At 70.1% G+C, this 19,161-nt stretch carries 17 protein-coding genes and 1 tRNA gene; 5 read left to right on the plus strand and 13 right to left on the minus strand.

Annotated elements, in window-relative coordinates:
• The first annotated feature begins 24 nt into the window (after positions 1–24).
• Positions 25–996, plus strand: coding sequence for a thiamine pyrophosphate-dependent dehydrogenase E1 component subunit alpha (locus tag QSJ30_RS10525; protein ID WP_285608989.1), 972 nt, complete (start codon positions 25–27; stop codon positions 994–996).
• An 11-nt stretch (positions 997–1,007) separates the two neighbouring features.
• Positions 1,008–1,991 carry an alpha-ketoacid dehydrogenase subunit beta gene (locus QSJ30_RS10530; protein ID WP_285608991.1) on the plus strand — a complete coding sequence of 328 codons (984 nt, stop codon included), beginning with the start codon at positions 1,008–1,010 and terminating at the stop codon, positions 1,989–1,991.
• 60 nt (positions 1,992–2,051) lie between these two features.
• Here the strand turns inward: QSJ30_RS10530 and QSJ30_RS10535 are convergent, their stop codons facing one another.
• From QSJ30_RS10535 to QSJ30_RS10550, 4 genes are all read right to left on the minus strand, one after another.
• On the minus strand, positions 2,052–2,315 hold the full coding sequence (locus QSJ30_RS10535; protein WP_285608993.1) for a hypothetical protein: 264 nt from the start codon (positions 2,313–2,315) through the stop codon (positions 2,052–2,054).
• A 366-nt stretch (positions 2,316–2,681) separates the two neighbouring features.
• A tRNA-Pro gene (locus tag QSJ30_RS10540) sits at positions 2,682–2,758 on the minus strand.
• Positions 2,759–2,773: 15 nt separating this feature from the next.
• Positions 2,774–3,895, minus strand: coding sequence for a hypothetical protein (locus QSJ30_RS10545; protein ID WP_285608995.1), 1,122 nt, complete (start codon positions 3,893–3,895; stop codon positions 2,774–2,776).
• Between the two features lie 16 nt (positions 3,896–3,911).
• Positions 3,912–4,316: a hypothetical protein gene (locus QSJ30_RS10550; protein WP_285608997.1), complete on the minus strand. Its 405-nt coding sequence runs from the start codon at positions 4,314–4,316 to the stop codon at positions 3,912–3,914.
• 102 nt (positions 4,317–4,418) lie between these two features.
• Here QSJ30_RS10550 and meaB point away from each other — a divergent pair, with 102 nt between their 5' ends.
• Positions 4,419–5,357, plus strand: coding sequence for a methylmalonyl Co-A mutase-associated GTPase MeaB (gene meaB / locus QSJ30_RS10555; RefSeq protein ID WP_285608999.1), 939 nt, complete (start codon positions 4,419–4,421; stop codon positions 5,355–5,357).
• 17 nt (positions 5,358–5,374) lie between these two features.
• Here meaB and aguB read toward each other — a convergent pair whose 3' ends face one another.
• Complete coding sequence (gene aguB / locus QSJ30_RS10560; protein ID WP_285609001.1) at positions 5,375–6,244, minus strand: N-carbamoylputrescine amidase; 870 nt, start codon at positions 6,242–6,244, stop codon at positions 5,375–5,377.
• Positions 6,241–7,266, minus strand: coding sequence for an agmatine deiminase family protein (locus QSJ30_RS10565; RefSeq protein WP_285609003.1), 1,026 nt, complete (start codon positions 7,264–7,266; stop codon positions 6,241–6,243). Before QSJ30_RS10565 ends, aguB begins: the two co-directional genes overlap by 4 nt.
• Positions 7,267–7,440: 174 nt before the next feature.
• On the opposite strand from QSJ30_RS10565, the gene QSJ30_RS10570 reads away from it, so the two are divergent.
• Complete coding sequence (locus tag QSJ30_RS10570; RefSeq protein WP_285609005.1) at positions 7,441–9,351, plus strand: CocE/NonD family hydrolase; 1,911 nt, start codon at positions 7,441–7,443, stop codon at positions 9,349–9,351.
• A 182-nt stretch (positions 9,352–9,533) separates the two neighbouring features.
• Positions 9,534–10,079 (plus strand): hypothetical protein, encoded by a 546-nt coding sequence (locus tag QSJ30_RS10575; RefSeq protein ID WP_285609007.1) that lies wholly within the window; start codon positions 9,534–9,536, stop codon positions 10,077–10,079.
• 108 nt (positions 10,080–10,187) lie between these two features.
• Here QSJ30_RS10575 and QSJ30_RS10580 read toward each other — a convergent pair whose 3' ends face one another.
• From QSJ30_RS10580 to dnaK, 7 genes are all read right to left on the minus strand, one after another.
• On the minus strand, positions 10,188–11,243 hold the full coding sequence (locus QSJ30_RS10580; RefSeq protein WP_285609009.1) for an SAM-dependent methyltransferase: 1,056 nt from the start codon (positions 11,241–11,243) through the stop codon (positions 10,188–10,190).
• The gene (locus QSJ30_RS10585; protein WP_285609011.1) at positions 11,240–13,792 is read right to left on the minus strand and encodes an MMPL family transporter; all 2,553 of its coding nucleotides are present in this window, start codon (positions 13,790–13,792) and stop codon (positions 11,240–11,242) included. Before QSJ30_RS10585 ends, QSJ30_RS10580 begins: the two co-directional genes overlap by 4 nt.
• A gap of 3 nt (positions 13,793–13,795) precedes the next feature.
• The gene (locus QSJ30_RS10590; protein ID WP_285609013.1) at positions 13,796–14,683 is read right to left on the minus strand and encodes a P-loop NTPase family protein; all 888 of its coding nucleotides are present in this window, start codon (positions 14,681–14,683) and stop codon (positions 13,796–13,798) included.
• A complete protein-coding gene (locus QSJ30_RS10595; protein WP_285609014.1) occupies positions 14,680–15,546 on the minus strand; it encodes a sigma-70 family RNA polymerase sigma factor in 867 nt (288 codons plus the stop codon). Before QSJ30_RS10595 ends, QSJ30_RS10590 begins: the two co-directional genes overlap by 4 nt.
• Positions 15,547–15,608: 62 nt before the next feature.
• Positions 15,609–15,986: a MerR family transcriptional regulator gene (locus QSJ30_RS10600; protein WP_285609016.1), complete on the minus strand. Its 378-nt coding sequence runs from the start codon at positions 15,984–15,986 to the stop codon at positions 15,609–15,611.
• Positions 15,979–17,046, minus strand: a complete 1,068-nt coding sequence (gene dnaJ, locus QSJ30_RS10605) for a molecular chaperone DnaJ (RefSeq protein WP_285609018.1) — start codon at positions 17,044–17,046, stop codon at positions 15,979–15,981. Before dnaJ ends, QSJ30_RS10600 begins: the two co-directional genes overlap by 8 nt.
• Before the next feature lie 78 nt (positions 17,047–17,124).
• The gene (gene dnaK / locus QSJ30_RS10610; protein ID WP_285609019.1) at positions 17,125–19,017 is read right to left on the minus strand and encodes a molecular chaperone DnaK; all 1,893 of its coding nucleotides are present in this window, start codon (positions 19,015–19,017) and stop codon (positions 17,125–17,127) included.
• Positions 19,018–19,161: the final 144 nt, after the last annotated feature.

Below are 19,161 nucleotides of genomic sequence, written 5' to 3' on the forward strand. Positions count from 1 at the left end.
CCACCCCCCGTCCCGGAGGTCCGCATGAGCCTGTCCACCACCCCCCAACCCGGCCCCACCCGCCCGGAGCTGCTCGCGGCCATGCTGCGCATCCGGGCCTACGAAGAGAGGATCGTGGCCTTCCACGCCGCGGGTCCTTTCCCCAATGTCTGCACCTCCGTGGGGCAGGAGGCCGCTGCCGTGGGCGTGGTCTCCGCGCTGCGCACCGAGGACCAGATCCTCACCAACCACCGCAGCGCCGGCCACCTGCTGGCCCGCGGCGCCGACCCCGGCCGCATGCTGGCCGAGGTCATGGGCCGCAGCACGGGCTACTGCCAGGGCCGCAGCGGCACCCTGCACATCTCCGTGAAGGAGCTGGGCGTGGTACTCACCTCCACCATCGTGGGCGGCGAGCTGTCCCTGGCTCCGGGCGTGGCCCTGTCCCGCGCCATGCTGGGCGGCGAGGGCATCGTCGTCTGCTTCTTCGGCGATGGGGCCGCCTGCGAGGGCATCTTCCACGAATCGCTGAACCTGGCGTCGGTCTGGAACCTGCCCGTGCTCTACGTCTGCGAGAACAACCAGTGGCAGGCCTTCGTCCACCGGAAGGAGACCATGGTGGGCGACCACGTGGCCCCCTGGGCCGCGCCCTACGGCATCGACAGCCTCACCGTGGACGGCAACGACGTGGAGTCCGTGCGCAAGGCCGCCCTCCATGCCGCGGCCCAGGTGCGCGAGACGCGCCGCCCCTTCCTGCTGGAGGCCTGGACCTACCGCCAGCGCGGCCACATGGAGCCCCACGACCAGTCCTACGTGGACCCCGCCGAGCTCGAGGCCTGGATGGCCAAGGACCCCATCAGCCGCCTGGAGGCCCGCCTCCTGGCCGACGGCGAGCTGACCACAGCCGATCTCGAAGTGCTCCATGCCGAGGCCCGCCGCGCCATCGACGAGGCCGCCGAGTTCGCCTCCACCTCCCCCTATCCCGATCCTTCCGACCTCGCCGCCGGCGTCTACGCCTGAGGAGCCGATCCATGACCCAGATGACCTTCCACGACGCCGTCGAAGCCGCCCTCCACGAGGAGATGGCCCGCGACCCCCGCGTGCTCATGTTCGGCGAGGGCACCGCCACCAAGCGCAAGGGCCTGCTCAAGGCCTTCGGGCCTCAGCGCGTGCGCAACACGCCCCTGGCCGAGGGCATCATCGCCGGCACCGCGGCGGGCGCCGCCGCCACGGGGCTGCGCCCGGTGGTGGACCTGCTCTTCGCGCCCTTCCTCTGCTTCGCCATGGACGAGCTGGTGAACAGCGCGGGCAAGCTGCGCTACATGTCCGGCGGCCAGTTCTCCTTCCCCATGGTGGCGCTGGCCATGACCGGCGGCGGCTGGAGCGTCGGCGCCCAGCACAACCACAACCTGGAGGCCTGGTTCGTCCACGCCCCCGGCCTCAAGGTGGTGATGCCGTCCACGCCTGCCGACGCCAAGGGCCTCATGAAGGCGGCCATCCGCGACGAGAACCCGGTGCTCTTCTTCATGGACATCGGCCTGGCCTTCGCGCCCGGCGAGGTGCCCGAGGACGAGGCGCTGATCCCGCTGGGCCAGGCCGCCATCCGCCGCGAAGGCAGCGACGTCACCCTCATCTCCTACGCCAAGACCGTCCACACCTGCCTGGCCGCCGCGGAGGCCCTGGCGGAGCAGGGCGTCTCCGCGGAGGTCCTCGACCTGCGCACCCTCAAGCCCCTAGACGAGGCCACCATCCTGGCCTCCGTCCGCAAGACGGGTCGCGTCGTCATCGTCCACGAGGCCAGCCGCCTCTGCGGCGTGGGCGCCGAGGTGGCCGCCCTGATCTCCGAGCAGGCCTTCGAGGCCCTGCGGGCCCCCATCATCCGCCTCACGGGACCCGACGCCCCGGCCCCCGCCAGCTATCCCCTGGAGCAGGCCTTCGCCCCCCAGGCGGACGCCATCGTCGGGGCCGCGGCCGGGCTCGTGGCCCGGACCCTGGAGGCGGCGCCGATCTGGTGAGGTGGTTCCGAGCCGGTGCCTTCGGCTGTGCCACACCCGGAAGGCATCGGGAGGCCTGACTCAGTGATCCGCTGGTCCAGGATGCAGGATGGGCCCCAGCGACAGGAGGATCCGATGGAGCCGATTGCCGGTTCCGAGCAGATCGCCGCGGCAATCCCGCATCTCGTTGGTCTTGGGGTTGTAGTGGGCGAGGAGGCGGCCGAATCCGTCGCGCGCTTCGATGACTTGATCACTGCGGCGGGTGATCAGCCTTGGCTGGGAAAACAGCCGTGTTCTGGTTTCTCCCCTCTTGGACCCGGCCTGGGCCCCCTCGACGAGCTTCATGTCTGACCTCGAGCGGTTGAGAGGGGAAGGTTCGGCATCCAGGCAGATGACCGTCAGGCCCATTATCGAACCGGCTCAATGTAGGTATTGTGTTAATTCTTGTTAAGTTTGGGTTCGCCCTGGGCGGGATTCGAACGGTGCCAGGCTTCGCCAGCCGCTGGTCTTGCTCTGGCGCTCCTACTAAAGGTGGCTTCAACACTCAGCCGCCTGCCGTTCTCCGTATTTCGCGCCGACTCACCAGGGCGCGATTCGAACTGCGTCTGGCTTTGCCAGCCGCCGGCCTTTCTACGGCAGGACATCAAGTCCTGCCTTCGAAAGTCCACTCGCGAGTTCGAATCTCGCCGACAGGCGGTTGTTGGAACCCATTGGTCGGAGCGGCGAGATTCGAACTCGCGACCCTCTGCTCCCAAAGCAGATGCGCTACCAGGCTGCGCCACGCTCCGATGGGTCCAGTCTACTTACTTTCCGCCGATGGCGACGCTGCGGAGGTTGAGGCCGGCGCGCTGGAGGTCGAAGATCCGGGAGGCGAGGCCCACCATGAGCTGGATCTCCAGGTCCTCGCGGCCGCGCTTGGTGGCGCCGGCGGGGGGGATGGCGATGAGCTCGTTGGGGGTGCGGGTCTTGGACCAGGCGAGATCCATGGCGAAGGAGACCTTCTTGTCCTGGCTGGCCAGCTCGCCGGCGACGTGGGACATGAGGCCGTCGCCGCCGTAGCCCAGGCGGAGCCAGCCCGGCCCCTCCATGCCGCGGCTGCTGTTGGAGATGTTGACGGCCTGGAGCTTGTTGCCGGCGCCGTAGCTGAAGTCCATGCGGGTCTGGACGCCCTGCTCGTCGTTCCGGAAGTCCAGGCGCTGGGGCATCTGCGTGGCCTTGTCCACGAGGACCTCCAGGCGGCCGCGCTTCCAGAAGCCCAGGCTCTGGGCCATGCTCTGCTCCCGCCGCTTGGCGTCCCAGGGCTTGGTGGGGGCGTTGAAGACGAGGCGCTGGAGGGTCCGGCCCCCGCTGGTCTCTTCCCCGGCCACGCTCGCCTTGAAGGTGGGGGCGTCGATGTAGACCGCCTTGATGTCGTTCAGGGTCTGGCGGAACCAGGCCATGTAGGTGCGGGGCGCGTCGGAGGGGGGCAGGTCCACGCGGGTGGTGTAGGCGTTCTGCTCCTTGCTGTAGAGGAAGCCCCGGGTGCCGCGGCGGGTGTAGAGCAGGGTGCCGAAGTCCCCGGCCAGGTCCGTACGGAAGTCGCCGTTGGCGAAATAGGTGCCCTTCACCCGCAGGTTGGCCTGGCCGCCCTGGCTGTTGCCCTTCACCTGGCCCTGGCTGAGGCTGTCCACCTTCTGGTTCACGGCCGCGCCGCTCAGGCCGATGCCAAGGGTGCCCTGCATCTCCACGGAGGTGATGCCCTGGTAGGGCTGGCCGAACCAGCCGGCGTCCACCGCGTCGAGCACCTGGAGGAAGACCCGGCGGGCGGTCTCGGAGGTGGGTTCGGTCTTGGCGGCGGCCTTCGGGGCCGCGGGCTTGGGGGCGGGGCCCTGGGCGGGCAGCAGGGAGGCGGTGACCAGCAGGGGAAGGAGGAGGGCGACGCGCATCAGAAGGTCTCCTGGCTCATGAACGGGAATGCCGGGGAGGGGCCTTGGGTTCCGGCCGTTCCTTGGCAAAGCAGGCCCGGCAGAGGGCCTTGGCGGGCTCCTCGGGGATGAAGGGCAGGTACTCCTGGGCGCCGCAGGCCGCGCAGGTGATGTGGGTCAGGACCCGGGCGGCGTCCTTCCCCCCCTTCCGCTTGTAGGAGAAGGAGCGGCGGTAGCAGTCGGGGCAGAGGTAGAACTTCTGGCCGGTTTCCACCTTGAAGCGCAGGCCGCACTCGGCGCAGATCTTCTCCCGGGGCGCCTTGGGGTCCGGGGGGACGACAGGGGCCCGCTTGGTGAGCCGGACGGGGGGCCTGGCCGGCGAAGCCTCCGGCGTCGCGTCCCCGGAGGCAGGGTCATGGGAGGGTTTCAGCCCTTTGATCATCGTTGATGGTCCTACTGCGGCCCGGGCCGGAAGGGTTAGGGTACCGCAACCAGATCCGGCCTGCGAGTTTCCGTCCTGCCGGGGTGCTGGCATCCTGGGCCCATGCCTTCCTGTTCCGATCTCCTGGAGCCCCTGCGCCGCGGGGAGCCGCGGGCCCTGGGCCGGGCCATCTCCTGGATGGAAAATGGCCACCCCGAAGCCCGCGATCTGATGGCCCGGCTCTGGCCCCACCTGGGCGGGGCATCGGTGATCGGCATCACAGGCCCGCCGGGGGCCGGGAAGAGCACCCTCACGGACCAGCTGGCCCGGACGCTGCGGGCCGAGGGCCAGAAGGTGGGCATCCTCGCCGTGGATCCCACCTCGCCCTTCAGCGGCGGTGCCATCCTGGGCGACCGCATCCGCATGCAGCGCATCGCGGCGGATCCGGGCATCTTCATCCGCAGCATGGCCACCCGCGGGGCCCTGGGCGGGCTGGCGCGCGCCACCCAGGACGCCATCGACCTGCTGGACGCGGCGGGCTTCGACACGGTGATCGTCGAGACCGTGGGCGTGGGGCAGGACGAGGTCGACGTGGTGGCCTGCGTCCAGACCTGCTGTGTGGTGCTGGTGCCGGGCATGGGCGACGAGATCCAGGCCATCAAGGCCGGCATCATGGAGGTGGCGGACCTCTTCGTGATCAACAAGGCCGACCGCGATGGGGCCGATCAGGTGGAACAGGAGCTGACGGCCATGAAGTCCATGGCGGCCACGCGGCCCTGGGATCCGCCGGTGCTCCGCACCGTGGCCCAGCGGGGCGAGGGCGTGGCGGAGCTGCTGGCGCAGGTGCGCGGGCACGGCGCCTGGCTGCGGGCCCACGGCGGCCTGGCCCGGAAGGCCCGGGAGCGGGCCCGGCTGCGCTTCGAGTCCCTGCTGGCCGAGGCCGCCCTGCGCCGGGCCCGGGCCCAGGCCGGCCCCGCCCGGCTCGAGGCGGCCATCCAGGCCATCGCCGACCGCAGCCTGGATCCTTACACGGCCGTGGCCGACATCCTCGGCGAAGGCTGACCTCCCAGGCGTCCGGTTCAGGCCTGGGTGATGATGCCGTAGAGCTCCGGTCGGCGGTCCCGGAAGAAGCCGAAGGAGGCGCGGTTGCGGCGGATCTCGTCGAGATCCAGGTCTGCCGTGATCACCCCGGATTCCCTGCGGCCCAGCTCGGCCACCTTGTCGCCGCGATGGTTTGCGATGAAGGAGTGGCCGTAGAAGGTCTGGTCGCCTTCCAGGCCGATGCGGTTGGCGGCCACCACGGGCACCACGTTGGACACGGCGTGGCCGATCATGGCCCGCTGCCACAGATCCTTGGTATCCAGCTCGGGGTTCTCGGGCTCGGTGCCGATGGCCGTGGGGTAGAGCAGGATCTCTGCGCCCAGCAGCATCATGGCCCGGGCGCACTCGGGGTACCACTGGTCCCAGCAGATCCCCACGCCCAGCTTCCCGAAGCGGGTCGGCCAGACCTTGAAGCCGGTGTTGCCGGGCCGGAAGTAGAACTTCTCCTCGTAGCCCGGACCGTCGGGGATGTGGCTCTTGCGGTAGACGCCGAGCAGGGCGCCGTCCGCATCCACCATGGCCAGGCTGTTGTAGAAGGCGTGGCCGTCCCGCTCGAAGAAGGAGACGGGGATCACCACGCCCAGCTCCTTCGCCAGGGCCTGGAACCGGGCGAGGGTGGGATGGCCCGCCACGGGCTTCGCCCAATCGAAGAAGGCGTCCTTCTCCTCGCGGCAGAAGTAGGGGCCCTCGAACAGCTCCGAAGGCAGGATGACGTGGGCGCCGGTGGCTGCCGCTTCGCGGACGAGGCCCTCCACCCGGGCGACATTCTGCTCGAGGCTGTCGGTGAAGGCGCACTGGAGGGCGGCGACCCGGACGAGGCTCGCCGGCTGGCTCCTGGATTCGCTCATCGTACCTCCGGCTGCTGCTGGGTGATGCAGTGGAAGGCGCCGCCCCCGCTGAGGATGGCACGGGCGGACCGGCCGAGGACGCGATGGTTGGGGAAGAGCGGCGCCAGGGCTGCCACCGCCTCGTCATCGTACGCCGTGCCGTAGGTGGGCACCACCACGCTGCGGTTGCCGATGTAGAAGTTCACGAAGCTGGCGGGCATCAGCTCACCATCCTCGTCCCGTACCACGCCAGGCGAGGGGATGCACACCACCTGGAGCCGCCGGCCCCGGGCGTCGGTCAGGGCTCCCAGGTCCGCGGCCAGGCGGTCCAGGGTGGCGGCGTTGGGATCGCCGGGCTCCTGCGCCTCCATGCAGACCACCACGCCCGGGGCCACGAAGCGGGCCAGGGTGTCGATGTGGCCGTCCGTGTGGTCGTTCAGCAGGCCCTCGTCGAGCCACAGCACCTTCTCGGCGCCGAGGCCGTCGCGCAGGGCGGCCTCGATCTCGGTCTGGTCCAGGCCGGGATTGCGGTTGGGATTGAGCAGGCACTGGCGGGTGGTGAGCACCGTGCCCTCGCCATCCACCTCCACGGACCCGCCCTCGAGGATCCAGGCATGGTCGATCCGGGGGGCGCCGCTGAGGGCCGCCACGCGGCCCGCCACCCGGTCGTCGTCGGGCAGCAGGTACTTCCGGCCCCAGCCGTTGAAGCCGAAGCAGGCCGCGTGCAAGGTGCCGGCCCCATCCTCCACGAAGATCGGCGCCGTGTCGCGCAGCCAGATGTCCCCCACGGGCACCCGATGGAAGCGCACCTGGCCCAGCACGGGGGCCAGGGCGGTGCCCGCCTCGGCCTCGGCGGCGGCGTCCTGCACCAGGATGTCCAGGGCCTCGTCGCCGGCCTCGGCGATGGCCAGGCAGAGGGCCGCCCACTCCGCCCGGGCCGGGGCCAGGTTCTCCTGCCAGAGGTGGCCGTGGCTGGGCCAGGCCAGCCAGCAGGCGCTGTGGCGGGCCCACTCGGCGGGTTGTCGGTAGGTCGGCTGGGACATGGCGCGGAACCCCTGGATAGGATGCGGCTCCCGATGGAAGCACCCTCCAGTTCAGCAAAAGGGCCTTCTCCCGTCGAGGCTTATTGCGCCTCGGCAGACCTTATTGCTGCAAGGACAGGACCCCCCCGGAGGCCCTTCATGCCGCTTATCATGATGCCTCGCCCCGGAGCCTCCATGTCCCTGATCCGCGCCCTGCGCGCCGCGCTCGTCCCGGTTCTCCTTCTCGGCGCGGCGAGCGCGCCGGCCCAGGATGCGGCGGCGGGGCCCGCCGAGGTGCGCGCCCAGTACACCAAGCGCGAGGTCCAGATCCCCATGCGGGACGGCGTGAAGCTCTTCACGGCCATCTACACGCCTAAGGACACCACCCGCACCTACCCCTTCCTCCTCCAGCGCACGCCCTACAGCGTGTACCCCTACGGCGCCGACGCCTTCCCGGAGCACCTGGGCCCCTCGGCCCCCTTCCAGAAGGAGGGCTTCATCTTCGTGTACCAGGACGTGCGCGGCCGGATGATGTCCGAGGGCGAGTTCGTGAACATGCGGCCCCAGCGCGCGGTGAGCGGGGCCGCCGTGGATGAGAGCACGGACACCTACGACACCCTCGACTGGCTGCTGAAGCACGTGGAGGGGAACAACGGCCGCGCCGGCCAGTGGGGCATCAGCTATCCCGGCTTCTACACGGCCGTGGGCATGCTGTCGGGCCATCCGGCCCTCAAGGCCGTGTCACCCGAGGCCCCCATCACGGACTGGTTCGCGGGCGACGACTTCCACCGCAACGGGGCCCTGTGGTTGCCCCATGCCTTCAACTTCATGGTGAGCTTCGGGCAGCCCCGGCCCAAGCCCACGGCGGAATGGCCCCGGCCCTTCCACCACGGCACCTCGGATGGCTACGGGTGGTTCCTGCGCCTGGGCCCCACGGGCGACACGCGGCAGTACACGAAGGATGTGCCCTTCTGGAACGAGATGCTGGACCACCCGGACTACGACGCCTTCTGGCAGGCCCGCAACCCGCGGCCCCAGCTCAAGGACGTGAAGCCCGCCGTGCTGACCGTGGGCGGCTGGTTCGACGCGGAGAACCTCTACGGCACCCTCCAGGTGTTCAAGACCCTGGGCCGCCAGAGCCCCGCCACGGACAGCCGGCTGGTCATGGGCCCCTGGTTCCATGGGGGCTGGGAGCGCAGCAAGGGCGACCACCTCGGCCCCGTGCAGTTCGGGGCCGACACCTCCTCCTGGTTCCAGACGGAAGTCCTCTTCCACTTCTTCATGCAGCACCTGAAGGAGGCGAAGGCCCCCGCCCTGGCCAAGGCCACCGTCTTCGAGACCGGCGCCAACCGCTGGCGCCAGCTGGAGGCCTGGCCGCCGAAGCAGGCCCGGGAGGCGAAGCTCTACCTTCAGCCCGAGGGCGGTCTCTCCCTGGCGCCGCCGGCGCCCGGCGGCGGCGCCGATAGCTTCAGCTCGGATCCCGCCAAGCCCGTCCCCTTCACGGAACAGGTGGCCATCGGCATGCCCAAGGACTACATGGTCGCCGACCAGCGCTTCGCCGGCCGCCGGCCGGACGTGCTGGTGTTCCAGACCGAACCCCTGGCTGAGGACCTGACCCTCGCCGGCCCCCTGCGACCGGAGCTCTTCGTGGCCACCACGGGCACCGACGCCGACTGGGTGGTGAAGCTCATCGATGTCTACCCGGACGACTTCCACAACCCGGACTTCAGGGAGAGCGGCCTCCCCTGGGATCGCACACCCAACCCCATGGGCGGCTACCAGCAGCTGGTGCGGGGCGAGGTCATGCGCGGCAAGTTCCGCGACAGCCTGTCCACGCCCGCGCCCTTCGTCCCCGGCCAGCCCACCCGCGTGGCCTGGTCCATGAACGACATCTTCCACACGTTCAAAAAGGGACACCGCGTCATGGTGCAGGTCCAGAGCACCTGGTTCCCCCTCATGGACCGCAATCCCCAGGTGTTCATGGACATCAACAAGGCCAAGGCCGGCGACTACCAGAAGGCCACCCACACCGTCTTCCACGATGCCGCGCGGCCGAGCGGGGTGTCAGTGGGCCTGCTCGATCTTGCGCGGCCCCCAAGGCAGTAGGGCAATCAGGCAGGAAGCACCTGGTCTGGCTCGGGGGTCGGGTTGACGCGTGGCGAAGAACCAGTGACACTCGACCGTGATTTCCCGATTTATGCATCATCTTTCGTGCATCCGAGGCCAGGAACACCTTTTTCGATCGGGTCCAGACTCATTGATTTCATGCTCAGCCTTGGGAGTGATCCATGCCCCGTGTTTTCCTCAGCCTGGTTTCCCTGGTGGTTCTTCAATCCTCGGGATGGGCTCAAACGCCCGTGACCCCTCCCAGCCCTCAGCCTGAGGAGAACCCCTATGAGCTGGTCCCGGTGGCCGATGACCAGACGGTCATCGAAGCCAAAAGCCTGATCCTCCAAACGGGGGTGCTTGGCACGGCTCAATCCCAGACCCTGCCAGGGCAACGCCCCTTGGGCCCGGGATCCGGCATGGCCGATCTGGCCGCCGAGATGCCCAATGCCTTCCGCTGCTATGGATTCATCCTGGGGGCCGGGGAGAAGCTGCGCCTGCGCCTCCAAGGACAGACAGGCGGCCGCATCTTCATGAAGTTTTTGCCCAAGCGACCTGCCGATGCCATGGCCTCCCAGGTGCGGCGGGCGAACCTGATGCCGGCCCCCTCCCGCGCCGCCAGGATCGAGATCACCAACGTTACAGACAAACCCTATCAGGTTGCCCTGATGCTGTATGGTCAGGCCAACTACCCCTATACCCTGGTGATTGAGCGAACTAAGAAATAATAAAGACTCGATCCCGGTCTGGTTCTTCAGCCTCGCTGACGCCCGCGGCCCGGATGGCTCTTCAATCAGCCATTGAATAGCCTTCGAATGGAGCGGAAAACCTGGGTTTCAACCCTTCCAGCCCTCCAACACCCTGAACCGGCTGCCCATCATGTCGGGCAGGGTGAGTTGGAGGAGGTTCTCGGTGCGCTTCATGCGCTCGGGGGCCGGCAGGGCCATCCAGCCGGCGCCCCACTGGTCCAGGGGGGCGTGGGTGCGGATCCACTTGCTCAGCTCCAGGTGGCTGAGGTCCGACAGGCCTTCACCTTGGAGCAGGGCGGCCAGCCGGGTGAAGTCGACATCCACTGTCAAGTCGGCCTCCCCCAGGTCCTCGTGCCAGTTGCCGTCCACGCTGTGGGCCTTGAAGCGGCGCAGGTCCGCGCCCTTGGCCAGCAGGCGGCTGGCGGGCTCGCCGTAGTCCACCGCCAGGAAGAGGCCCGCCTGCAGGGGCGCCGCCAGCTCGTGGATGAGGCCCGGCAGGCCCTCGCACCAGATGCTGCCGTCCCGGGGCTCCAGGCCATCGGTCTGAGCCGCGAACCAGGCGCCGGCCTCGCCGGGATCCGCGGCCTGCCACTGGGGACCGGCAGCGGTCAGCACCTCGCGGGTCCACTGTCCGCCATCCCAGCGCCAAGGTTGCGCGGGCAGGGCGTCGAAGAACTCGTTGCTGAAGATGGCGCCGGTGAAGGGCTCCAGAGGTTCGTTCTCAGCGGCGAAGCGCGCGCGATTCGCCGTCAGGAAAGGCGCCAGGGCGTCTTCCGCGGCCCGGCGGGCGGCGGGGTTGTCGTCACGGTGGATATAAACCAGGGCTTCGGCGAAGGGGCCCGTGACGGCGTTCAGCACATCCCGGCCCAGCCAGCCGCGACCGGCGCCGGGCTCCAGGGCCGTGAAGACCGCCGGTCGGCCCAGGCGCTCCCAGGCCGCCTCCAGGCGCAGGGCGATGGTCTGGCCCAGCAGGGGCCCCAGGTCCAGGGCCGTGTAGTAGTCCTTGCCCGCGAAGCCCCAGGGACCTTCGGAACGCCGGTAGTAGCCGTGCTCCGGGTGGTAGAGGCCCAGGGCCATCACCTCCGCGGCGGGCACGGGGCCTTCGGCGAGGCGGGTCTGCAGCAGGTCGGTCAGCGGGTTCACTTCTTCTCCAAGGGCCACTTCTCCAGCAGCACGGGCAGCAGCCACTGGGTGAGGAGGAGGGCCAGGGCCACACCGCCCAGGCAGGCCAGCCCGAGGCCCCGCAGGCCGCGGTAGCCGCTGAACACCATGCCGCCGAAGCCGGCCAGCGTGGTGCCGGCGCAGACGGCGTTGACGCGGGCCACGCGCTGGGGGGCATCGGCCTCGCCCCGGGCCCGGTGCAGCAGGTTGAAGGCCGTGTCCACGCTGACGCCCAGGGCGATGGGGATGGCCATGAGCGAGAGGAAGGTGAGGGGCTCGCCGCCCCAGCCCAGGGCGCCCAGGGCGCCGGCCTGGCTGGCCAGCAGGGGCACCAGGGCGAACAGCGCGAAGCGCAGGCTGCGGCCGAAGAGGGCGATGACGGCGAAGATCCCTGTCAGGGCCAGGAGAACGGCCTGCTGGACCGCCTCCCGCGCGATGCCCTTCACCACGCGGAAAAGCGGCTGGGTGCCGACGAAGCGCCCTCCCGCCGCCTCGACCTCCGGGGTGAGCCGGAGGAGGGAGGCCTCGTCCAGCCGGATGGGGACCGTCAGGGCCGTGGGCAGCGGAGCGAGGGTCCGTCCGCGGTGCAGGCGATCCCAGAGCGTCCAGCGGCGGGCCTCCTCGGGCGGCTGGGCGGCCCGGGGCAGGAGGGCCTGGAGGGCCCGCACGGGCTCGCCCGGATCCGCCGCCGCGGAGGCCAGGGCGGCCAGGGGCCCCTCCAGGCCCGCGGGATCCAGGCCCGCCCTGGCCGCGGCCTCCAGCACCTGGCGCCGCCAGGTCTCGGAGCCCAGGGCGTGGCGCAATTCGGGATCGAGGCTCTGCCAGTCGGGCACGGGCAGGCCCGCCTCGCGGAGGATGGGGCTCAGCTTGTTCCAGCGGGCCGGCAGGCGGTCCGGATCCTCCAGGGGGATCTGGAGCGCCAGGGGCTGGAGGCTGGCGCCGAGGGTCTTCGTCAGCCGCGTCTGGAGGGTGAGGGCGGGATTGCCCTGGGCCCGGAAGCGGCGCAGGTCCTCCTCCCAGCGGGTGCGGGGTGCGCCCAGGAGCGCCAGGACCAGCAGTCCGAGGGCGGCCCAGGGGGCCCAGGCGCGGCGGCGCGGCAGGGGCGGTGGCGGCCCCGGGGCGAAGGTGCCCTTGCCCCGGTCCAGCCAGAGCAGCAGGGGCGGCATCACCAGGAAGGTGGCGGCGAGGCAGGCCAGTAGGCCCAGGCCCGTGGTGAGGCCCAGGTCGCGGATGCCGGGGAAGGGGGCGAAGGCCAGGGCCAGAAAAGCCAGGGCTGTGGCCAAGGCACCGGCCACCACGCCGGGTCCCGTGCCGAGCAGCGCCGCACGCAGGGCCCGGGCCTTGACCCGGCCCGCCCGGCGCTCCTCGCGGTAGCGGCTGAAGAGCAGGATGCCCACGTCGTCGCCCACGCCCAGCAGCACGGCGCCGAAGCCCGCGGCCATGAGGTTCACACGCCCCAGGATCCAGCCCGTGAGCCCCAGGGCCCACACCATGCCGATGAGGAGGGGGCCCATGACGAAGCCGTAGCCGGCAAGGGTGCGGAAGCCCAGCCAGTACACCAGGCCGATGAGGACGAAGCTGAGGGCCAGGCTGAGGAGCACCTCGAGGGTGAGCCGGTGGGACTCCCAGGCGGTGATGGCATGGGCGCCGGTGGCCTGGAGGGGGAAGGCGCGCTCGGCCTGGGGCGCCAGCGCGGCCTCGACCGCCTTCAGGGTGGCGGCCTCGGGCAGAGGGCCCTCGGCCCCGCGGCCCAGCCAGGCCAGGGCGCGGGTGGTGGCCTTCACCTCCGTGGCCGGGAAGCCCGCCACCAGGGGCAGCAGGACGAAGCGGCCGTCCTTGGTCTCCAGGTAGCCCGTCCGCATGCGCAGGGTGAAGGCGCGGCCCAGGGCCTGGGCCCTGGCCATGCCCTCGCCGGTCTGGGGGGCCAGGTCCCGGAGCCCCAGGGGATCGAGGCGGGCCAGGGCCGCGGGGAGGGGCTCGGGCGAGGCCAGGGCGCGGGCCGTGGCCTGCAGGCGCCGCTGGACTTCCGCGGGCTCCTTCAGGGGGGCCAGCCGGTCCCCCAGCCAGGCGGGGGCCAGGGCGTAGAGGGTCTCCGTGGTGAGGCGGCTCACGGCCGCGTCGCCCTCGGTGATGGCGCCCACGGCCAAGAGTGCCGGCCAAGGGCTCAGGCCGCCGGGGCCGGGCACCGGCACGGGATCGGACAGGCGGCCCTCGGCGGCCAGGCCGTTGAGGGGCAGACCGCCCTTCGTGAGGAGCCGGTCCACCAGGCCCTCAGCCCAGGCGCGGCGGGCCTCCAGGTCGGCCTCGCTGCCCTCCGCCACCAGCCAGAGCAGCTCCTGCTGGCCGACGCCCGCCTCCAGGTTCGCCCGCACGGCGGGGTGTTCCGCCGGCAGCAGGCTCATGAGGTCCAGGGCCCGCTCCACGCGCAGGGTGCCCCAGCCCAGCACCAGGGAGAGGCCCGCCGTGAGGAGCCAGAGCCCCGGGGACCGGGACAGGTGCAGGCGGAGGAGGCCGCGGAGCAGAGCCTTCATCGCCTACCCGCGCTCCATGCGCTCGATCCAGGGCTTCAGGGCCGGCACCATCTCCACTCGCTCGGCGCCGCGCAGCCGCTCCAGGAGGCTGCCATCCTCCAGGCGGGCCAGGGGGTGGTTCTCGCGACGGTCCAGGGCCTCGGGGGGGCCCGCGGAGGTCAGGATGGTGGGCAGCTCCTCGCTGTAGCGGTGATCCAGCAGCTGGGCCAGGGCCGCGGCCACGCGGAGGTCCGAGTCCATGCGGTCCCAGTCGTCCAGCACCAGGAGGGGCGGATCCTGGAGGGGCTCCACCAGGTCGCGCACGCTCTGGAAGGCCTGGTTTTGGAAGCTGCGCACGTCGTAGTAGGCGTCCTTGATGGCCTGGCTGAGCGTCCGCACGGAGACGAACCGGCCGCCCTTGCCCGTGCGCTCGGTCCAGGCCCGCAGGGCTGCAGCAGCCAGGGTGCTCCGGCCGCTCTGGGCGGGGCCGTGGATCCACCACAGCTCCCAGCCGTGGCGGAACTTGTGCTTGCCGTTGGAGGCCCACTGGAAGAGGGAGTCAGCACCGGCGGGCCGGATGCCGTGCTCCGGGCGGCGCTTGAGGGCGGCGAGGAGCTTCACGAGATCGTCGCGGCCCTCCAGGTCGCCCACCTCGTCGACGGGCCTCGCCAGCAGGTCCTCCAGGTCCGCCACGCGGTCCAGGAGGGCGCGGGCGTGGCAGGCCTGGACGTTGTTCCACCACTTCCAGAAGCGGGCGAAGTCGGCTTCCCGGTAGCGGGCGGGCAGGCCGAGGGTTTCCGCGTCCGGGGCCACATCCGCCGTGCAGCCGCAGACCAGCACCGGCTTCTGGGGATCGGGATCGAAGATGAGTCCCTGGCCCTGGCAGCGGGGACAGTCAGGACGCCCTTTCATGGCCCGTCTCCGCCCCGCAGGAAGCCGCCCAGCACCTCGCGGCGGCGCTCGCGGATGCGGGAGAAGGCCCGCTCCTCCAGCTGGCGCACGCGCTCCCGGGAGATGGGCGGATCGAACTGCTTGCCGATCTGCTCGAGGGTCAGCGGCTCATGCCCGCCCAGACCGAAGTGGAGGGCGATGATCTTGCGCTCCTTCTCGCTGAGGGTCTGCAGGCTCGCCTCGATCTGTTCCAGGAACGCCTCCTGGTCCAGCGTGTGCATGGCGGAGGGCTCCACCTCCTGCTCCAGGCTGTCGCCCACGGTGAGGTCCGAGTCACCCAGGCCCTGTTCGGTGGAGACCGTGGAGGTGGTCTGCTGGAGCAGCTGGAGCCGCTCCACCTCCTCCACGGTGAGGTTCGCGGCGGTGGCGATCTCCTGCAGCATGGGCACCCGGCCCAGGGACTGGCTGAGCTTCTGGGTGACGCGGTTCAGCTGCACGAGGTGGCCCGCCACCTTCTGGGGCAGGCGGATCTTGTTCCCGTGTTCGGCCAGGGCGTGGAAGATGGCCTGCCGCACCCACCAGGAGGCGTAGGTGAGGAACTTGTTCTGTCGCTCGGGATCGAAGCGCTTGGCGGCCTCGATGAGGCCCAGGTTGCCCTCGCTGATGAGGTCCAGCAGATCGAGGCCCATGCCCTCGAACTTCCGCGCCTCCTTCACCACGAAGCGGAGGTTGCCCTCGACGAGCTTGCGGAGGCCTTCGGGGTTGCGGTCGTTCTGCCACAGGCGCCCGTTGATGCGCTCCTCCTCTGCCGTCAGCAGGGGCAGGTGGCGGATGGAGTCGAAGTACTTGTCGAGCGAACGCTCTTCGAGATGCCGGAGGGGCACGGATCACCTAGGGAGAAGGATCAGCATAGCAAGCGATCCGCGCCGCTTGCGAAGCCTCGTGTTCAGCTGCGCTTGCGCAACCCGTGCGAGGCGAGCTTCACGAGGCCCGTGCCGCTGACGGGCCGGGGCACGTCCTTGACGCCGGCGGCCTCCAGGGCCTGGGCCAGCCGCTCCAGGTCCTCCTGCATGCGGTTCAGGCGGTCCCGCAGGGTGAGGACCACCTCCACCCCGGCCAGGTTCACGCCGAGGTCGCGGGTGAGGTTGAGGATGAACTCCAGGCGCTCCAGGTCGTCATCGCTGTACAGGCGGGTCTTGCCCTCGGTGCGGCTGGGCGTGAGCAGGCCCTCGCGCTCGTAGAGGCGCAGGGTCTGGGGGTGCACGCCGTAGCGCATGGACACCACGCCGATCATGTAGGCGCCGAGTCTCGGGTCCTTAGCCATGGCTCGCACTCCGTTGCTTCCGCACGTCCGCGTCGTTCAGCTCCGCCAGCTCCCGCAGGAGCTCCTTGCTGCGCTCGTCCTGGATCTGGGGCGTCACCACGGCCACTTCCGCGATGAGGTCGCCCCGCTGGCTGCCCCTCGGGATGGGCATGCCCTGGCCCTTGAGCCGGAGCCGGGCCCCGGTCTGGGTGCCCGGGGGCACCTTGATGGTCTGCTGGCCCTCGGGGGTGGGCACGTCCACTTTCGCCCCCAGGGCGGCTTCCGAAAAACTGATGGGCAGCCGGACATAGAGGTTCGGCCCCTTGCGCTCGAAGCGCGCGTCCGCCTCCATGCTGATCTGCAGGTAGAGGTCGCCGGGCCCGCCACCGCGGCGGCCCGCCTCGCCCTTGCCCGCCACCCGCAGGCGCGCCCCGTCCTCCACGCCCGCGGGGATGGCGATGGTCACGGTCTCCTGCCGGGGATGCCGACCGGCGCCGCCACACTCGGGGCAAGCCGGGGCGCGCATCCCCCGGCCCTGGCAGTCGGGACAGGTGCGGCCGAAGGAGAGAAAGCCCGAGCCCCCGCCCACCTTGCCCTTGCCCCCGCAGGTGCGGCAGGGCTCCTGCTTCTTGGCGGCCTCGCCGGTGCCGCGGCAGGCCATGCAGGGCTCGGAGCGGTTCACGCGCAGGTTGAGCCGCGTGCCCTCGAAGGCCTCCCGGAAGCCCAGGCGCACGGTGTGGACCAGGTCCTCGCCGCGCTCGGGCCCGTGGCGCATGGGACGCCCGCCGAACCCCGCGAAGATGTCCTCGAAGGAGAAGCCCGCGTCCGGCTCGAAGCCCGGCGGGACCTGGGCCCCGGGGCCGCTGGGATCGCCGTAGGTGTCGTAGTTCTTCCGCTTCTCGGGGTCCGACAGGACATCATTGGCCTCGGCCAGCTTCTTGAACTCCGCCTCGGCCTTGGCGTCGCCCGGGTTCAGGTCCGGGTGGTGCTTTCGCGCCAGCTTCCGGTACGCCTTCTTGATGTCCTCCTCCGAGGCCGTCCGAGGCACGCCCAGGATCTTGTAGTAGTCGGGATGGGGCATGGGTTTAGTCTAAAGCACTCAGATTTGTCCAAGGCACAAAAATGGGGAGCCCGCGGGCTCCCCATTTTCGTGCCCAGGTTAGCTGACGACTTCGGCGTCGATCACATTGTCATCGCCCTTCTTGCCATCGCCCTGGGGCGCGCCGGGCGTGCCACCGCCATCCTGGGGCGGCTCCTGCTTGTAGAGGCTCTCCGCCAGCTTGTGGCTCTTGGCGGTGAGGGCCTCCAGGGCCTTCTTGATGCGGTCCTGGTCCAGGCTGGCCAGGGCGGCCTTGGCCTCGACGATGGCTTCCTCGGCCTCCTTCTTGTCGGCCTCGGGCAGCTTGTCGCCGTTCTCCTTCAGGAGCTTCTCCACCTGGTAGACCATCTGGTCGAGGTGGTTCTTCTCCTCCAGCAGGGCCTTGCGGGCCTCGTCATCAGCCTTGTGGGCCTCGGCGTCCTTCACCTTGGCGTCGATCTCCTCCTTGGAGAGGCCGGTGCTGCCCGTCAGCGTGATGCTGGCGTCCTTGCCCGTGCCCTTGTCCTTGGCGGTGACGTGGACGATGCCGTTGGCGTCGATGTCGAAGGTGACCTCGATCTGGGGCATGCCGCGCGGCGCGGGGGCGATGTTGCCGAGGTGGAACTGGCCCAGCAGCTTGTTGCCCTCCACCACGGGCCGCTCGCCCTGGAACACTTCGATGTCCACGCCGGGCTGGTTGTCCACGGCCGTGGTGTAGATCTCGCTGCGCTTGGTGGGGATGGTGGTGTTGCGGGGGATGATGACGCTCATCTGGCCGCCGTTGGCGTTGATGCCCAGGGACAGGGGCGTCACGTCCAGGAGCAGCACGCCCTTCACGTCGCCCGCCAGCACGCCCGCCTGCACGGCGGCGCCCAGGGCCACGACCTCGTCGGGGTTCACGCTGTGGTTGGGCTCCTTGCCGAAGATCGACTTCACCATCTCCAGCACCTTGGGGATGCGGGTGGAGCCGCCCACCATCACCACTTCGTTGATCTCGTGGTGGGCCAGCTTGGCATCCTTCACCGCGCTCTCGCAGGGGCCCTTGAGCTTCTGCAGGATGGGCTCGATCATCAGCTCGAACTTGGCGCGGGAGAGCGTCTGGTTCACATGCTTGGGGCCGCTGGCGTCGGCGGTGATGTAGGGCAGGCTGATGTCGGTCTGTGTCGTGCTGGAGAGCTCGATCTTGGCCTTCTCGGCCGCTTCCTTGAGGCGCTGCATGGCGTCGGCCTGCTTGCGGAGGTCGATGCCCTCGGCCTTCTGGAACTCGTCCGCCAGCCAGTCGATGATGGCCTGGTCGATGTTGTCGCCGCCCAGGTGGGTGTCGCCGTTGGTGGATTTCACCTCGACCACGCCCTCGGAGACTTCGAGGATGGAGATATCGAAGGTGCCACCGCCGAAGTCGAAGACGGCGATGGTGCCGTCCTTCTTCTTGTCGAGGCCGTAGGCCAGGGCCGCGGCCGTGGGCTCGTTGACGATGCGCTTCACATCCAGGCCCGCGATGGCGCCGGCGTCCTTGGTGGCCTGGCGCTGGGCGTCGTTGAAGTAGGCGGGCACGGTGATGACGGCCTCGGTGACCTTCTCGCCCAGGTAGGCCTCGGCGGCCTCCTTCATCTTGGTCAGCACCGCGGCGCTGATCTCCTCGGGGCTGAGGTGCTTGCCGTTCACCACCACGGCGCAGCCGCCCTTGTCGGCGCGCTCCACGGTGTAGGGAACGAGCTTCTGCTCCTTGTCGGAGTCGGCGAAGGGCAGGCCCATGAACCGCTTGATGGAGTAGATGGTGCTCTTGGGCTGGGCCACGGCCTGGCGCTTGGCCGGGGCGCCCACGAGGCGCTCGCTGGTCTTGGGGTTGAAGCCCACCACGGAAGGCGTGGTGTCCGCGCCCTCGGGGTTCGGGATCACCTTGGGCTGCCCGCCTTCCATGACGGCCACGCAGCTGTTGGTGGTGCCGAGGTCAATGCCGATGATCTTGCCCATGGGGTCGCTCCTTCTGAGGGTGGCTGCTGGGGGACAGGCCGGGCTGCGCCCACCCTGTCCCCCTAGGATAGAGGAAAGGAACCTTCCGTCAATACGATCTTCTAAAAACGACTCATATTTTCTTCTTGTTTGATGGTGTTGTCA

This window comes from Geothrix edaphica (genome assembly GCF_030268045.1).
GTDB lineage: Bacteria > Acidobacteriota > Holophagae > Holophagales > Holophagaceae > Geothrix > Geothrix edaphica.

Excerpts from the sequence above, each read along its gene's own strand:
- QSJ30_RS10525 (WP_285608989.1), top strand. The coding sequence starts at position 25 with ATGAGCCTGTCCACCACCCCCCAACCCGGCCCCACCCGCCCGGAGCTG.
- QSJ30_RS10530 (WP_285608991.1), top strand. The coding sequence starts at position 1,008 with ATGACCCAGATGACCTTCCACGACGCCGTCGAAGCCGCCCTCCACGAG.
- QSJ30_RS10535 (WP_285608993.1), bottom strand. The coding sequence starts at position 2,315 with ATGAAGCTCGTCGAGGGGGCCCAGGCCGGGTCCAAGAGGGGAGAAACC.
- QSJ30_RS10545 (WP_285608995.1), bottom strand. The coding sequence starts at position 3,895 with ATGCGCGTCGCCCTCCTCCTTCCCCTGCTGGTCACCGCCTCCCTGCTG.
- QSJ30_RS10550 (WP_285608997.1), bottom strand. The coding sequence starts at position 4,316 with ATGATCAAAGGGCTGAAACCCTCCCATGACCCTGCCTCCGGGGACGCG.
- meaB (WP_285608999.1), top strand. The coding sequence starts at position 4,419 with ATGCCTTCCTGTTCCGATCTCCTGGAGCCCCTGCGCCGCGGGGAGCCG.
- aguB (WP_285609001.1), bottom strand. The coding sequence starts at position 6,244 with ATGAGCGAATCCAGGAGCCAGCCGGCGAGCCTCGTCCGGGTCGCCGCC.
- QSJ30_RS10565 (WP_285609003.1), bottom strand. The coding sequence starts at position 7,266 with ATGTCCCAGCCGACCTACCGACAACCCGCCGAGTGGGCCCGCCACAGC.
- QSJ30_RS10570 (WP_285609005.1), top strand. The coding sequence starts at position 7,441 with ATGTCCCTGATCCGCGCCCTGCGCGCCGCGCTCGTCCCGGTTCTCCTT.
- QSJ30_RS10575 (WP_285609007.1), top strand. The coding sequence starts at position 9,534 with ATGCCCCGTGTTTTCCTCAGCCTGGTTTCCCTGGTGGTTCTTCAATCC.
- QSJ30_RS10585 (WP_285609011.1), bottom strand. The coding sequence starts at position 13,792 with ATGAAGGCTCTGCTCCGCGGCCTCCTCCGCCTGCACCTGTCCCGGTCC.
- QSJ30_RS10590 (WP_285609013.1), bottom strand. The coding sequence starts at position 14,683 with ATGAAAGGGCGTCCTGACTGTCCCCGCTGCCAGGGCCAGGGACTCATC.
- QSJ30_RS10600 (WP_285609016.1), bottom strand. The coding sequence starts at position 15,986 with ATGGCTAAGGACCCGAGACTCGGCGCCTACATGATCGGCGTGGTGTCC.
- dnaJ (WP_285609018.1), bottom strand. The coding sequence starts at position 17,046 with ATGCCCCATCCCGACTACTACAAGATCCTGGGCGTGCCTCGGACGGCC.
- dnaK (WP_285609019.1), bottom strand. The coding sequence starts at position 19,017 with ATGGGCAAGATCATCGGCATTGACCTCGGCACCACCAACAGCTGCGTG.